The sequence below is a fragment of the Hymenobacter psychrotolerans DSM 18569 genome, from assembly GCF_900142395.1.
GTDB lineage: Bacteria > Bacteroidota > Bacteroidia > Cytophagales > Hymenobacteraceae > Hymenobacter > Hymenobacter psychrotolerans.
Map to the genome: position 1 here is coordinate 171,096 of NZ_FRAS01000002.1, position 14,404 is coordinate 185,499.

Consider the following 14,404-nt stretch of genomic DNA (forward strand, 5'->3'; position numbering starts at 1 on the left):
TCTATGAACTTTGCTTTTGTTGCCCGCGCTGCGGCGGTGGCGCTGCTCCTGACTACTGCCGCGCCGGTTTGGGCGCAGCAAATACCCAAAACGCTGCACTACGCCGCCTACAGCTGGGACGCCAAGCGCACCAAGCGCCTGCCCGTGTCCGACGAAGACGCCAAACAGCCCGCCCTGGTGCTGCGCGACTTCACGGCCCACGAATATATGTTCAGCGAGCAGGACAAAGGCATCAAGCTATACTCCACCGAGCACCGGATTCTACGCGTCAATACTTCCGACGGCATCGAGCGGTTCAACAAAATCTACATCCCGCAGGATGGCGGCCAGCTGCTCTACCTGAAAGCGCGCACCATCAGCCCGCGCGGCGAGGTGGCCGAGGTGAACGAAGGCAGCATCAAGGAGCTGAAAGACGAGGACGGCGGCCGCGGCTTCAAGATTTTTGCGGTAGAAGGTGTAGAGAAAGGCTCCGAAATCGAGTATCTGTTTCTGCGCGAGCGGCCGGCCAAGTTCTTCGGGCGCGACTACCTGCAAAGCGCCGTACCGACCCGCAACGTGTCGTTTGAGCTGATTTCGCCCGAGTCGCTCACCTTCGATACGCGCGTTTACAATGGGCCTGCCGCCGCGCCCGACACAGTAATTGGCGGCAAGCACCACATCCGGCTGAAGCTGGCGAGCGTGCCGGCCGCCCGTGAGGAAACCTTCGCCCAAAGCAGCGCCGAGCGCATGCGTGTTGAGTACAAGCTGGCTTACACCGCCCAGCGTGGCCGCACCCGCCTGTTCACCTGGGCCGATGCCAGCCAGTACCTGCACGGCACCATCTACACCCTGGCTAAAGACGAAACCAAAGCCGCCGACAAACTCCTGCGCGACGCCAAGCTGCCGGCCAGCGGCGACCTGGCCAGCCGGGTGCAGGCCTTGGAAAACCACCTCAAAACCAGCTTCAACCTGACCGAAGGCGGCGAAGCCAACCTGGCCCGCATTGCGGCCACCAAAAATGCCTCCGAGCTGGGCCTGACCCGCCTGTTTGTGGCCCTGCTGCGCCGCCTGAACATCGAGCACGAACTGGTAGTGACCACCGACCGCAGCGACGTGGTGTTCGACGACACCTTCGACACCTGGAACTACCTCGACAACTACGCGCTGTACTTCCCGGAAACCAAGCAGCTGCTGGCTCCCGCGCGTCCCGATTTCCGCTACGGTATGGTGCCGCCCGGCTGGACGGCCAACAAGGGCCTGTTTGTGCGCACCGTGAAGCTCGGCTCCACCGAATCGGCCGTGGGCGTGGTGCGCGACATCCCGACGCTGGCCGCCGAGCAAAGCCCCAACGACCTCGACATCAAGGTGAAATTTGCGCCGGAGCTGGATAAGGCTTTCGTGGATATCCGGCAGGTGCTGGGCGGCTACCATGCGCAGGCCATCCAGCCATTCTATTCCCTGATTCCGGAGGAAAAGCGCACCGAGGTGATGCAGTCTTTGGTGAAAGGCAACGTGCCCGATGCCACCTTTAAAAACGTGAAAGTAACCAATGGCGAGGCCGGACTGAGTCCGCTCAGCAAGCCGTTTCTGGTAGATGCCAGCGTGGAGTCGGCGGCGCTGCTCAACAAGGCCGGGCAGCGCTACCTTTTCAAAATCGGGGAACTGCTGGGCCAGCAGTCGGAGCTGTACCAGGCTGAGGCGCGGCAGTACGACGTGGAAAACGACTTCAACCGCCGCTACAACCGCGTGATAACGCTGGAGCTGCCCGCCGGCTACCAGGTGCGCAACCTCCAGGACCTGAACGCCGACGTAAAAGCCGGCCCCGACGCAAAAGACCCGCTGTACTACTTCAACTCGAAGTACGCCGTGCAGGGCCAGACTGTCACGGTTACCATCACGGAAGCCTACCGCCAGATCCGCTGGCCCAAGAAGGATTTCGAAGCCTTCCGCGACGTGGTGAATGCCGCCGCCAACTTCAATAAAGTAGTGCTGGTGCTGGAAAAGAAAAGCTAGGCTGGCTTCTCAGCAACGCAACGTGCCCCACGCTCATTCGAGTATGGGGCACGTTGCGTTTAACACAAACGGAAAGACCGGATAAATGCTCGGCATGCCGATTAATTTGTGTTCTTTGTGCACTCCACGTTTCACCATCCGCCGCTATGCAACAGCCTGCTGCCACTCCCGCGCCCCTTGCCGATACGCCCGCTGCGGCCGCGTTTCGGCGCACCATTTCCAGCCCGATGAAGCTGCGCCTGTTTATGCTGCGTAGCCTGCCGATGGCGTATCTGGCGGGGCTGCGGCTGCGCGAAATCACGCCGGCGCGGGCGGTTATTACCATACCATTTAAGTATCTGACCAAGAATCCGTTCCGCAGCATCTATTTTGCCTGCCTGAGCATGGCGGCCGAAATGGCCAGCGGCATTCTGGCCATGATGAACATTCAGGGGCAGGGCCGCGTCTCGATGCTGGTGGTAGGACTGGAAGCCGAATTCACGAAGAAAGCCGTGGGCCTGATTGCCTTCACCTCCGAAGACGGCCTCCGTATTGCGCAGGCCATAGCCGACAGCCGCGCCAGCGGCGAAGGCCGCACCGTGGTCTGCACCAGCACCGGCGTAGACCAGGCCGGCGACACGGTAGCCGTGTTCCGCATTACTTGGTCGTTTCGGGCGAAGTAAGCCCGGCGGCCTTTCACCTCAGTCCCTTCCCGATGAAGACGACGCTCATATTGATTCTGGCCATTGTGCTCCTCCGAAGTTCGGTGGCACAGGCTTGCTCCTGTATCAACCCAAGTGGGACGGAACAGAAGAAAATTGCGGCCGCCTACCAGCAGGACGCGCTGATTTTTGTGGGCCGGGTGCTCCGCGTAGATACCGTGACGACCACCGATACCGTGCGGGTCGCCCCTACACCTACAGGGTCAGGCGGGGAGCAGGTCCATATTCTGCAGCACAAGAAGCTGCAGTACACGTTTGCGGTTTCGCGGAAGCTGAAGGGCGAGGTAAGTGGCCGGACGGTACGCGTTGCCACGGAGATGCAAAGCGCCTCCTGCGGCCGACTGTTTAGGGTGGGTGGCCGATACCTGGTTCACACGTTCTTGGTGAGCCAGAAAGAGTCGTTGTCGGGTGGCGAGCCGGAGAATATTTCGCCGTATTATGCCACCAGCCTCTGCAACCGTGGCCAGGAGCTGAACAAGACAAAGCGGGCCGAACTCAAGCAACTCAGGGAACTGGCGAGGGCTGAAGGCTAGCCGGCCGTTGTCAGGGGCTGTCTTCGAGCCGCTCTTTGGTGATGACGTCTACGAGGCCATCCTCACTCACGACCACGGCCAAGCACGGATACGGCGAGGTTTCGACGTAGCGGATAGCCGAGTTGTAGCGGGCTCCGCGGGTGCTGGTGCCGCGCCCGGAGGCCTTGCCGTCCAGAATCACGCCGATGGAGTAGCAGTACGATTCGGGGTCGAGGAGCACGGCCCCGTCGATGGCCGTGACGAGGCGCGTGATGAGCGGTGTGAGCGGCACAGGCTCGATGAGCGTACACTGCAGCTTCAGGCGGTCGGCTTCGGCCAGGGCCTCCGTCGTGATGACGAGCAGCGTGCCGTGTTTCTGGCGGCTGGCCTCCAGCACTACATCCCAGAGGCGCTCAATCTTGAGCGGATCGGTGAGCTGGAACGTGCGCTTGAGGTCTTTGCGAAACTTGGAGCGGTTGAGGCGCGGCCGGGGCAGGCTGGGCTGGCCGTAGTGCGTGCGCATCAGCACTTTGCCATCGTGCTGAAACTCCCAGGCGTAGTGGTTGATAAACTCAATCACGAACAGGTCTTCGCGGCTGGGGTCGTAGGTGCCTACCACGCGGCCCAGCGCATACACATTCTCCCCATCAGCAAGCAGGCTCACGTCGGGCGTGGTCATTTCCAGGAGCTTGCGTACGGCGCGGTAGTCGGTGAGCGGGGTGGGGCAGGTGAGGGCAAACACTTCCTGCAGGTTGGGGTGGTGGCGCTTGGCCAGCAGCAGCTTCCCTACGCCCTCGGCCCCTTCGTAGCGCAGGCTGGAGATGGTGTTAAGTGTATGAAACAGCCGGGCGGTGCCGGGCTCGGTGCCCAGCGCCTGCGCCGGCGTGTCGAGCAGGGTTTTGCCGGCGGCCCGCAGCAGCTCATCAGTTTCGCGGGGGCGGGCCAGCAGGCCCGAGCCAGGTTCCGGCTCATTGAGCAGCTTCACGCACTCTTCCTGGAAGCGCAGAACTGCCGCTATCAGAAACGAAGGCAGCAGCGGCCGCCCATCGGTGTAGAACCGGTTGGCCCGCAACGACGGATAGGCCCGCAGGGGCTTGCGCTGAATCCGCAGCACCGTCATCACAAAAAAGCCGTTGATTTCGAAAGGCAGGCCGCAAAAGTGCTGGTGGTGCGTGTTCAGGTCGAGCGTATCGAGCACGGCCTGCACGGCTTTGCGTACACCCAGGTCTTCGTGGCGGCGGCGCACCATTTCGGGGCTCACGTCGTCGCGGCCGGCAAAGGGAGGCGCGGTCAGCTGCTGCAGCAACCGGCCTTCGGCCACCACATTATCGAAGCGCAGGCCTTCCAGGCCACAGTCCATCGGCTCCAGGCACACGGTGGCGGCATCGGTCTGGTTGATGGGCAGGGCCAAAAGCAGCACGTACGGCTCCAGGTCCTCATCCAGGGCCCCGAATAAGCTGTCGGCCATTACCTGCGCCACCTGCCGGAAACGGGCCTGGTGGGGCCATACGCGGAAGGCGCTGGAAACCGGAGCTGCGTAGGTGGGGGCAACGGGCGGAGCAGCAAGCAGAGGCAACGGAGAAAGCATACGTTCAAAGCAAATGGGCGGGCGCACTAGGCCGGGCAACGCGCGGGCTGCCCGGCCGGAAAGCGGCGGCACGTTCTCTGGAAAGAAAGACGTACGGGCGCAGAAATTACTTTATAGCTGAAACAGAACCGGCAACACCATCTTTTGCTTTATCGGCTGCCCCTGGAAGGTGGCGGGAGTCCACTTGGGCGCCGCCTTGATGAGGCGCAGGGCCTCCTGGTCGAGGCCGGAGCCGAGGGGCTTCAGCACTTTTACATCGGTAAGCGAGCCGTCTTTCTGAATCATGAACTCCACCATCACGCGGCCTTCTATCTTGCGCTGGCGGGCCAGGACCGGGTATTTCTGGTTTTTCTGAATCCACTCAAAAAACGCGTCGGTGCCACCTACGGGCCGTGCCGGCTGGTCGGGGGCTACTACGGTAGTGCCGCCCGGCGCGGCCGGCTGCCCCGAAGCAGGAGCAGAGGCCACGGCCGCGTCGGCGTCCGGCGGAATCTGGAACGTGACGGGCACCGTTACGCGCTGGCGCACCTTGGCCCCCTTGTGCTGAGCGGGCGTCCATTTGGGGCCGGCCTTGATGAGGCGCAGCGCTTCGGCGTCCAGCTCCGGGTCTAAGGGGGCGGCCACCACCGCCTCGGACACCACGCCGCTTTTTTCTACCACAAACGTGACCGTGACGGTGCCGGCCGCTCCGCGCTGCAGCGCCGCCGTGGGGTATCGTTGGTTGTCGGCCAGGTATTGGGCGTAGGCTTCCACGCCGCCCGCGGGCACGGCCGGCTGCGCCACGGCATCATAAATCTGGTCGGGCTGCGGCTTGGGATATTTCAGCTTCTGCTGAGCCTGAGCGGCGGCGGGCAAAGCAAGGGCGGCCACAAAGGCCAGGCGGCGGAGACTAGAGCGCATAGCGGAAAACGGAAGATACGACGACAGAGCAGCCGGCATCAACTCAACAACCGCACCAGTCGCCGCCCTGGTTCAGACTCGTACGCACCACGCCCAAAAAACGGCTAGATTTGGCGCATGGCACCTGACACTACTTCCGCCGGCACCGGCAATCTGGCTACTTCGGCTCCGGCTGCTTCTTCTACTGCCCACAACTCCGGCCGCGCGCCCGAGCCGGTGGGCCTCTACCCGCACGCCCGGCGCGTGGGCAACCTGCTGTTTTTGTCGGGGGTGGGGCCGCGGCAGCGGGGGCAGAAGGCCGTGCCCGGCGTAGAGCTGGACGCCGAGGGCCGCATCCTACGCTACGACTTCGAAAGCCAGTGCCACGCCGTGTTTCAGAACGTGCGCTACATTCTGGAAGAAGCCGGCTCGCGCTGGGACGACCTGGTGGACGTGACGGTGTTTCTGACCAACATGAAGGACGACTTCGCCACTTACAACCGCCTCTACGCCGAGTATTTCCAGAGCAACCAGCCCTGCCGCACCACCGTCGAAATCAACTGCCTGCCCACGCCCATTGCCATCGAGCTGAAGTGCGTGGCAGCGCTGGCCGGCTAGCGGCGCTGCGCCATGCACACCATACGTTACGGGCTGACGCTGGCCGCCGGCCTGCTGCTGGCGGGCCGCCCCGCCGTGGCCCAGGGCCCTGCTGCCAACAACGACCCACTTACAGGTGTGTTCAGCAACGTGCAGCGGCTGGTGGGCACCTATGAAGGCACCCTCAATGGCAAGTACCGCATCCGGCTGCAGCTCAGCGGCCAGGATTCGGCGCTGACCGGCCAGTACTACTACCTCAGCAAAGGCCAGCTACTGCAGCTGCGCGGCCAACTGCACCGCAACGGCCTCGTGCTGCTGCGCGAAACCGTGGGCGCCGACACGGTAGCTACCGGCTGGTTTTCGGGCAAGCTGGATGCCGGCCCGCTGCTGGCCGACCAGTGGCTGCGGGGAGAGTGGTACAACCGCTCGGGCACTACGCTCATGCCGTTTCAGCTGCAGCGGGTGGATGGCTCATCCAAGCCCACCACGGCCAAGGCCCGCATTGGGTCCAAAACCTACCTTTCATCGTTTGAAGGGCCCATTGTGACGGTGCCCGACGCCGGCGTGACCAAGCTGCTGGCGCAGTGGTTTTCGCTGGAAAACCTGATTGGCCAGGACCTCACCAGCCTGCGTGCGGAGCAGAAATACAAGCGTCAGGAGGGCATGAGTGGCGGCACAGAGGAGCTGGACTACACGGTGAACTACAATGCCCACGGCCTGCTCAGCATCACCGCCCAAACCACCGGCACAGGGGCCAGCGTGTGGTACGACCACCGCACCCAGAACATTGACCTGAATACCGGCTTTCCGGTGGTGCTGGAAGACGAGATTCAGCCCGAAAAGCTGACGCAGTTTCTGGCCCTGGGGCAGCAGAAGCTGCAGAAGATAACGCGGACCTACAAGCAGGACGAATTTCTTTCGGAAGAAGACGAGCAGGGCGTGCTGGGGCAGCAGTTTGGGCTGCACAGCACGCGGGAGTACACCGTGTCGGCGGCGGGCCTGATGTGCGACCACCCCGTGAGCTACGATGGGCTGTCGAACTTCGTGTGGAAGGTGCTGACCGGCAATTTTCAGGTGGAATTCAGCCACGCGGAACTGGCGCGTTTCCTGAAGCCCGAAAGCCCGCTTCGCCGCCTGGCTGCCCGATAATGTTACGGCGTGCCTCCTCTTTGTTTCTGCTGCTGGCCGTCTGCTGGAGTTGCGACCAGAAACTGCCAGCCACTAGTGCTGCGGCCCCCACTACGGCAGCTCCCGGCAGACCTGTGGCTACCGTTGCGCCGCGCCCATCAGTAGCGGCCATCCTCGGCGACTACGCGGGTACCATGGGCGGCAAGTATCCGTTCCGGCTGTCCATCACGGCGCAGCTGCCCGATTCGCAGCTGGTTGGCATCTACTACCTCAGCCAGCACAAGCCCATCGAGTTGCAGGGTTTTGTGGCTGCTACCGGTGAAATCTGGCTGCGCGAGTTTGCCGCTCAGCCTACCGCGGAAGAGCCGGAACGCTCCCTCGGAAACGAGCCGCCTACTCAGCCACGGCAGCCGTTTGCCCGCTTCATGGTGCGCCGCACGGCGGCCGGCACGCTGGCCGGTATCTGGCAGGAAGCCGGTTCGGACCGAAAACTACCGGTGCAACTTACGCGCTACCAGCCACGCGGCCCCGTGCAGCAGGCGCACGTAGGCCAGCAGGTGTATTTTGAGGAATTTACGGCGCCGGTTTTCACGGTGCCCGACCCCGGCGTGACGCGGAAGCTGCACGGCATCTTCGGGGTGGAGCAGCTAACCGACATGACCCTGGCGGAGCTGCAGGAAGAGCACCAGCAGCACCAGATGGCCGAATACGCGCAGGGCTTTGCCGGCGTAAACGCGGAAGTAACCTACAACCACCGGGGCCTGCTGAGCGTGAACCTGCACAGCGAATACACCGGCGCTAACGTCAACCATAGCTACCGCAGCGTGGTGGTGGACCTGCAGACCGGCGAGCAGCTGACCGACGAAATCAATCCGGCGCGCCAGACGCAGTTTCTGGCTGCCTGTGAGCAGAAGCTTCAGGCCCAACTGGCTACCTACATCCGCGAGGAATACGGGCAGATGATGGAGGGAATTCCGCCGGAAGAAGATGAAAATCTGGCGGGCCTGCGCAGCCAGCACATCAGCCTCCAAAACCAGCCCGACGATATGAGTATCGGGGCCGGCAAAGTTCTGTTTCACTACCCGGTGCAGTATGAGGCCATGTCCAACCTGATGTTCAAGCAGTTTCAGAGTCAGTTCTGGCTGGATTTCAGCTTCGCCGAGCTTCAACCGTTTCTGCGGCCCGGTAGTCCGCTGCGGCGGCTGGCTGCGCCCTGAGTGGAAAGCCGCCGATGCCGGACCAGGCCCGCCCGACGGCAGCGGCGGCAGAACGGGCAGCGCCGGGCACCGGCGGCGGGTGCGTACCTTTGCGGGCTCCATCTGTACCTGCTGCCGTGCCCGTTTCGCCTGCCATTCGTCCGCTTACTATATCTCCGGCTGAGGTTTTTGCCGAAAATCTGACCACCCATACGGCGCGCGAGAAGCACTTTGCCGGCCGGCACCAGCTGGGTGGATGGCTGCGGGTGCTGCTGTTTGGGGGCGGAGCGGCCGGGGCGTGGTGGCTTTTCTCGCGGGGGCTGGTGCTGCCGGGGCTGGGGTTTGTGGCGGCAGTGTGGCTGGCTTTTATGGTTTTGGTGCGCTGGCATGGGCGCATGAGCTATCAGCGCGAGCATCACCGCCTGCTGGCCCGCCTCAACCAGGATGAGCAGGACCGCCTCGCCGGCCGCCTCACCACCTTCGACCCCGGCCTGCGCTACCTCGACGCCCAGCACCCCTACGCCGCCGACCTCGACGTGTTCGGCGCGCATTCCCTGTTTCAGCTGCTCAACCGCGCATCTACCCGCCTGGGGCACGACTGGCTGGCCGGCTGGCTGCTGAAACCCGCTTTAACGGAGGAAGTGCATGCCCGCCAGCAGGCCGTGGCCGAGCTGGCGCCGGATGTAGCCTGGGCGCAGGAATGGCAGGCCCGCGCCCGCCATTTTCCGCGCCAGCAGGCCGACCCGCGTGAGTTCAGCGTCTGGCTGGCCCGCCCCGATTTCTTTGCCGGCAAAGGCTGGCTGAAGCCGCTGCTGCTCGTGCTGCCGCTGTTGGTGCTGGCTAGCCTGGGAGCGTGGGGGCTGGGCTATGGCTTCTACTGGCTGGTGGGCGTGCAGGTGCTTGTCAGTGTGCTGAACGGGCGGCTGGTGGCGGCCCGCCACGACTACGCCGAGCAGGCCACTGCTATGCGCGACGCGCTGCGGGCCACCCAGGCTCAGCTGGCTTTATTTGAAGACGACGGCCGACAGTGGCAGGCGGCGCGGCTCCGCCAGCTGCGCGAAACCCTGCGCGCGGCCAGCCACGGGGCCGCTGCTACCCGTCGCCTGGGGCAGCTGGCGACGGTGGCCGGGCTGTTTCGGGGGCGCGAGCATCCGCTGGGGGCACTGCTGCTCAATAATCTGCTGCTCTGGGACCTGCACGCCATGTGGCAGCTGGAACGCTGGAAGCGCGACCTGGGCCCCGAGCTGACGACCGTGCTGGAGGTGCAGGCTGAGCTCGAAGCTCTGATAAGCTTGGCGGGCTGGCACTATGCCAACCCGGCCTATGCCACGCCGGAGCTCAGCGCCCAGCCGCTCGAAGTGGCGGCTGAGGGCCTGGGCCACCCGCTCATTTTCTCGGCGCGCCGCATCACCAACGACTTCCAGACCAGCGGCTATGGCCAGACGGCTGTTATTACGGGCTCCAATATGGCCGGCAAAAGCACGTTTTTGCGCACTGTGGGCCTGAATATGGTACTGGCCCTGGCCGGCGGCGTAGTGTGCGCCCGGCGGCTGCAGCTGAGCCCGGCGCAGGTGTTCACGGCCATGCGCACCCAGGATAATCTTGCCGAAAGCACTTCCTCCTTCTACGCCGAGCTGAAACGCCTCAAGCTGCTGCTGGATCTGAGCGACAGGAGAGGAGCCGCCGCAGGAAAAGGCCTCCACTCTGCAGAAACTGATGCTCTGCCTGTATTCTACCTGCTCGATGAAATTCTGAAGGGCACTAACTCGCTGGACCGCCACCGCGGCGCCCGGGCCCTGCTGCGGCAGCTGCACCAGCGCCCCGCCGCCGGCCTCATCAGCACCCACGACCTGGAGCTGGCGGCGCTGGAGGCCGAATGGCCGGGGCAGGTGCGCAACTTCAGCTTCAACAGCACCTTCAGCGACGGCCAGATTCACTTCGACTACCACCTCACCCCCGGGGCCTGCCGCGCCTTCAATGCCAGCCAGCTCATGCAGCTGATGGGAATTGAAGTCGGCGACTGATTTACGACGGGCGCTGCCTGACGCTGGAGGAGTTCTGCCGTTGCCAGCGCCTGCCGACAACTTATCGGAGGTGTTTGCGGTATTTTGTGCGGGCCGCTTCAGCTTGCCCCCCACTCTCTAACCCCTCCGTTTCGTGTATATCCGCAAGAATCTTCGCTGGCGTGTCATCTGGAAGTTTTCCTGGCAGGGACTGGTTGTGTTTACCCTTTACGCGCTGCTGATCTGTGTGTTATATCGGCTGGTAGGGTTTCATTCCGTGTCTATTCCGTGGCAGCCGGTAGCCACGCTGGGTATTGCGGTGTCGTTCTACATCGGCTTCAAAAACAACGGCTCCTACGACCGATTCTGGGAAGGCCGGCAGCTGTGGGGCGGCATCGTAAACTATAGCCGTACCTGGGCCATGCAGGCGCTGGAATACGTGACCTCCGTAGTAGATGCGCCCGGGGTGGAGGCGCCCGCTGCCTCCCGCGCCGAACTCACCATCCGCCACCGCCGCCTCGTGTATCGCCAGATTGCGTGGTGCAACGCCCTGCGCCTGAACCTGCGCCGCCAGAACGACCAGTGGGACGAGCAGGTAGCGCCCTTCCTGGACCCGGCCGAGTCGGCGGAAATGAAGCGCAAGCAGAACCCGCCGGCCCACTTGCTGCGCCAGCAAGCCGCCGACCTGCGCATTCTGCGCGAAGAGCGCGGCCTGCTCAACGACTTCCAGCACGTAAACATGATGACCAGCATCGAGCAGTTCAACAACCTGCAAGGCGGCTGCGAGCGAATCAAGAACACGCCTTTTCCGCGGCAATATGCGTTCTACAGCTTCGTGTTTGTGTGGCTGTTTGCGGCGCTGCTGCCCCTGGGCCTGATTGCGGAGTTTGAGAAAATGGGCCCCGACCATATCTGGCTGACCGTACCCTTCTCGGTGCTGGTGTCGTGGGTGTTCAACACCATCGAAATAGTGGGCCACACCAGCGAGAATCCGTTTGAAAACGAGATGAACGACGTGCCGATGACGGCCATCTGCCGCACTATTGAAATAGACCTGCGCGAAATGCTGGGCGAAACGCATCTGCCCCCCAAACTGGCGCCGGTTGACGATATTTTGTATTAAGCAGCACGGTTAAGCTTGCTTGGTTTGCAGTGGTTGTCTCAGAAGTAGTTACCGGCGCCATACTGTGCCGTTGCGTGGCCGGCTCGGCTGATTTTCTTTCTCTTTTCGCCGAAGCTGGGCCTTAACTAACCAGGACGGGCGGGCGTAAGCAGTGCACCATCTCTCGTTTGCACTGCTATGCCCACCGTTCCTGATCCTACGCACACCTCCGGCGCCACCCAAACTTCGTGGCTGGCCACGGCCGGCCGCCGCCCTTCGTTTCCGCAGCTCACCGAGTCGCTTACCGCCGATGTAGTGATAGTAGGAGCAGGTATTGCGGGCCTCACTACGGCGTATTTGCTCGGGCGGGAAGGGCGCAAGGTGGTGGTGCTGGAAGACGGCGACATAGCCTCCGGCGAATCGGGCCGCACCACGGCGCACCTCAGCTTCGCCCTCGACGACCGATACACAACGCTGGAGCAGATGTTTGGCCAGAAAGGCGCCCGCCTCGCCGCCGACAGCCACCGCACTGCCGTCGATACGATTGAGGAAATTGTGCGGCGCGAGAACATAGCCTGCGACTTTGAGCGGCTGCCCGGCTACCTGTTTCTGCCCAAATCCGGCACGCCCCAGGAGCTGGACGACGAGCTGAAAGCCGCCGAGCGGGCGGGCCTGACCGGCTTGCAGCGCCTGCCGGACGCGGGAGTACAAGGCTTCCGGACCGGGGAGTGCTTGCTGTTCCCGAATCAGGGCCAGTTTCATATTCTGCAGTATCTAAGCGGCCTTGCTGAAGCCATTACGCGCCAGGGCGGCCGGATTTTCACGCGCACCCACGTAGCCGAAATTACGGGCGGCTCCGAGGCCCGCGCGCTGGTGCGGGAAGGCGTGGAGGTGCGGGCGCAGGCCATCGTAGTGGCCACGAATACGCCCTTCAACGACCGGGTAGTGATGCACACCAAGCAGGCACCCTACCGCACCTACGTGGTGGCCGCCCGCGTGCCGAAAGGCTCCGTCACGAAGGCCCTGTACTGGGACACCGCCGACCCTTACCACTACATCCGGCTGCAGGAAGCGCCGGACGGCGCTGCCGATTACGACCTGCTCATTGTGGGCGGCGAAGACCACAAAACCGGCCAGGAGGAAAACCCCGAAGAGCGCCTGCGCTGCCTCGAAGACTGGACCCGCACGCACTTCCCGTCGGCCGGCCAGCTGGAATACCGCTGGTCGGGGCAGGTGATGGAGCCGGCGGACGGGCTGGGCTACGCCGGCCGCAATCCGCTGGACGCCGACAATGTCTACATCATCACCGGCGACTCGGGCCACGGCATGACGCACGGCACGCTCGGCCCGCTCCTCATCACCGACCTGCTACTAGGCCGCCAAAACCCGTGGGCCAAGCTCTACGACCCCGGCCGCGTGACGGCCAGCGTGGAGTCGGTGAAGGAGTTTGTGCGCGAAAACGTGAACGTGGCGGCCGAGTACACCGAGCTGCTGACCGGCGGCGACGTATCGGGCCCCGACGACATTGCACCCGGTTCCGGGGCCGTGCTGCGGCGGGGCGCTACCAAAGTAGCCGTGTACCGCGACGAGGCAGGCCAGACGCACGAGTGCTCGGCCATCTGTCCGCATCTGGGCTGCGTGGTGCACTGGAACGGGCTCGAGAAAAGCTGGGACTGTCCCTGCCACGGCTCCCGCTTCACGGCGCTGGGCCAGCTGCTCAACGGGCCTGCCAACTCCGACCTGGCTCCGCTTAGCTAAGCCTTTTTCTTTCCGTTTTACCCCATTAGGGTGCTGGCCGAGTGGCCGGTATCCTGCCGAATCGTTATAGCCATGCCTGCCGCCCGCAAAAAAACTACTGCTCCCCACCACCCGGCTTCCGCTAACTGCCCGCACCCCAAAGGCACCCTCATTCCGATAGGAGGGGCCGAGAAGCGGGGCGTCGACCTGCAGAAGAGCGACACGTCCGATGATATAGCGTCTGAGTCGATTCTGCAGCGTTTCGTGAACGAGCTGCCCGGCAAAGGTCCCATTCTGGTAATTCCCACGGCCTCCGGCGAAGCGGAAGAGGCCGGCAAAGAGTACGTCGAGACTTTCAAGAGCCTGGGCGTGGAGCGCGTCGATGTGCTCAACATTGAGTCGCGCGAGCAGGCCAGCTCCGAAGAAAGCCTGCGCCTGCTGGAGAAAGCCGCGGGTGTAATGTTCACGGGCGGCGACCAGCAGCGCCGCCTGAGCGCTACACCCACGAGCCGTTCGTTAGTGCGGGTACCAGCGCCGGAGCTACGGCCATGAGCACGCCCATGCTCTACCAGAGCCGCAACGACGCCGGCATGCTCAAAGACGAAATCCACATCACCACGGGCCTGGAGTTTCTGCACGATGTGGCCATTGACACGCACTTCGTGGCCCGTGGCCGGATCATTCGTGTAGCCCAGGTTATTGCCACCAACCCGGCCTGCATCGGGCTGGGGCTGGAATAAAATACGGGCGTCATCATCACCAAAGGCCGGGAGCTGGAGGTAGTGGGCGAAGGCATTGTGGTGATTGTGGACGGTACGAGCTGTTCGTCTACCAACATTCATGAAATCCAGCCCGGCGAGCCATTCACCATCCGCGACCTGCGGGTGCACCTGTTGAGCCGCGGCGAGCGGTACACGCTGCCCATTCTGGAGCAGATGCACGTGTAGCGGCACCGTTCCGAAACGGCCG

The 14,404-nt window shown here is 63.4% G+C and carries 14 protein-coding genes; 12 read left to right on the forward strand and 2 right to left on the reverse strand.

Annotated elements, in window-relative coordinates; genetic code table 11:
• Nucleotides 1-3: 3 nt before the first annotated feature.
• From BUE15_RS03630 to BUE15_RS03640, 3 genes are all read left to right on the forward strand, one after another.
• Entirely contained in the window at nucleotides 4-1,992 is a 1,989-nt protein-coding gene (locus BUE15_RS03630) for a DUF3857 domain-containing protein (RefSeq protein ID WP_073281338.1), read from the forward strand.
• A gap of 146 nt (nucleotides 1,993-2,138) precedes the next feature.
• Complete coding sequence (locus BUE15_RS03635) at nucleotides 2,139-2,654, forward strand: DUF4442 domain-containing protein (protein ID WP_073281339.1); 516 nt, start codon at nucleotides 2,139-2,141, stop codon at nucleotides 2,652-2,654.
• 32 nt (nucleotides 2,655-2,686) lie between these two features.
• A complete protein-coding gene (locus tag BUE15_RS03640; RefSeq protein WP_073281340.1) occupies nucleotides 2,687-3,226 on the forward strand; it encodes a hypothetical protein in 540 nt (179 codons plus the stop codon).
• A 10-nt stretch (nucleotides 3,227-3,236) separates the two neighbouring features.
• Here BUE15_RS03640 and BUE15_RS03645 read toward each other — a convergent pair whose 3' ends face one another.
• Together BUE15_RS03645 and BUE15_RS03650 are read right to left on the reverse strand one after the other, a co-directional pair.
• Entirely contained in the window at nucleotides 3,237-4,793 is a 1,557-nt protein-coding gene (locus BUE15_RS03645) for a DNA integrity scanning protein DisA nucleotide-binding domain protein (RefSeq protein ID WP_084548790.1), read from the reverse strand.
• 111 nt (nucleotides 4,794-4,904) lie between these two features.
• Nucleotides 4,905-5,693 carry an energy transducer TonB gene (locus BUE15_RS03650; protein ID WP_073281342.1) on the reverse strand — a complete coding sequence of 263 codons (789 nt, stop codon included), beginning with the start codon at nucleotides 5,691-5,693 and terminating at the stop codon, nucleotides 4,905-4,907.
• 117 nt (nucleotides 5,694-5,810) lie between these two features.
• Between BUE15_RS03650 and BUE15_RS03655 the strand changes: the two genes are divergently transcribed.
• The 9 genes from BUE15_RS03655 to BUE15_RS22260 all read left to right on the forward strand — a co-directional run bounded on the left by BUE15_RS03655 (nucleotide 5,811) and on the right by BUE15_RS22260 (nucleotide 14,382).
• On the forward strand, nucleotides 5,811-6,290 hold the full coding sequence (locus tag BUE15_RS03655) for a RidA family protein (RefSeq protein WP_073281343.1): 480 nt from the start codon (nucleotides 5,811-5,813) through the stop codon (nucleotides 6,288-6,290).
• A gap of 12 nt (nucleotides 6,291-6,302) precedes the next feature.
• On the forward strand, nucleotides 6,303-7,418 hold the full coding sequence (locus BUE15_RS03660; protein ID WP_073281344.1) for a hypothetical protein: 1,116 nt from the start codon (nucleotides 6,303-6,305) through the stop codon (nucleotides 7,416-7,418).
• A 113-nt stretch (nucleotides 7,419-7,531) separates the two neighbouring features.
• A complete protein-coding gene (locus BUE15_RS03665; protein ID WP_073281345.1) occupies nucleotides 7,532-8,614 on the forward strand; it encodes a hypothetical protein in 1,083 nt (360 codons plus the stop codon).
• A gap of 116 nt (nucleotides 8,615-8,730) precedes the next feature.
• The gene (locus tag BUE15_RS03670) at nucleotides 8,731-10,617 is read left to right on the forward strand and encodes a MutS-related protein (protein ID WP_084548792.1); all 1,887 of its coding nucleotides are present in this window, start codon (nucleotides 8,731-8,733) and stop codon (nucleotides 10,615-10,617) included.
• A 196-nt stretch (nucleotides 10,618-10,813) separates the two neighbouring features.
• Nucleotides 10,814-11,719, forward strand: a complete 906-nt coding sequence (locus BUE15_RS03675; protein WP_244535862.1) for a bestrophin family protein — start codon at nucleotides 10,814-10,816, stop codon at nucleotides 11,717-11,719.
• Nucleotides 11,720-11,896: 177 nt separating this feature from the next.
• On the forward strand, nucleotides 11,897-13,456 hold the full coding sequence (locus BUE15_RS03680; protein WP_073281347.1) for an FAD-dependent oxidoreductase: 1,560 nt from the start codon (nucleotides 11,897-11,899) through the stop codon (nucleotides 13,454-13,456).
• A 72-nt stretch (nucleotides 13,457-13,528) separates the two neighbouring features.
• Entirely contained in the window at nucleotides 13,529-13,987 is a 459-nt protein-coding gene (locus BUE15_RS22250; protein ID WP_244535863.1) for a type 1 glutamine amidotransferase family protein, read from the forward strand.
• Nucleotides 13,984-14,175 (forward strand): type 1 glutamine amidotransferase family protein, encoded by a 192-nt coding sequence (locus BUE15_RS22255; RefSeq protein WP_244535864.1) that lies wholly within the window; start codon nucleotides 13,984-13,986, stop codon nucleotides 14,173-14,175. The genes BUE15_RS22250 and BUE15_RS22255 overlap by 4 nt, the downstream gene beginning before the upstream one ends.
• Before the next feature lie 42 nt (nucleotides 14,176-14,217).
• Entirely contained in the window at nucleotides 14,218-14,382 is a 165-nt protein-coding gene (locus tag BUE15_RS22260; protein ID WP_244535865.1) for a hypothetical protein, read from the forward strand.
• Nucleotides 14,383-14,404: the final 22 nt, after the last annotated feature.

Coding starts and splice junctions, on each gene's coding strand:
- BUE15_RS03630 (WP_073281338.1), top strand. CDS start 4: ATGAACTTTGCTTTTGTTGCCCGCGCTGCGGCGGTGGCGCTGCTCCTG.
- BUE15_RS03635 (WP_073281339.1), top strand. CDS start 2,139: ATGCAACAGCCTGCTGCCACTCCCGCGCCCCTTGCCGATACGCCCGCT.
- BUE15_RS03640 (WP_073281340.1), top strand. CDS start 2,687: ATGAAGACGACGCTCATATTGATTCTGGCCATTGTGCTCCTCCGAAGT.
- BUE15_RS03645 (WP_084548790.1), bottom strand. CDS start 4,793: ATGCTTTCTCCGTTGCCTCTGCTTGCTGCTCCGCCCGTTGCCCCCACC.
- BUE15_RS03650 (WP_073281342.1), bottom strand. CDS start 5,693: ATGCGCTCTAGTCTCCGCCGCCTGGCCTTTGTGGCCGCCCTTGCTTTG.
- BUE15_RS03655 (WP_073281343.1), top strand. CDS start 5,811: ATGGCACCTGACACTACTTCCGCCGGCACCGGCAATCTGGCTACTTCG.
- BUE15_RS03660 (WP_073281344.1), top strand. CDS start 6,303: ATGCACACCATACGTTACGGGCTGACGCTGGCCGCCGGCCTGCTGCTG.
- BUE15_RS03680 (WP_073281347.1), top strand. CDS start 11,897: ATGCCCACCGTTCCTGATCCTACGCACACCTCCGGCGCCACCCAAACT.
- BUE15_RS22250 (WP_244535863.1), top strand. CDS start 13,529: ATGCCTGCCGCCCGCAAAAAAACTACTGCTCCCCACCACCCGGCTTCC.
- BUE15_RS22255 (WP_244535864.1), top strand. CDS start 13,984: ATGAGCACGCCCATGCTCTACCAGAGCCGCAACGACGCCGGCATGCTC.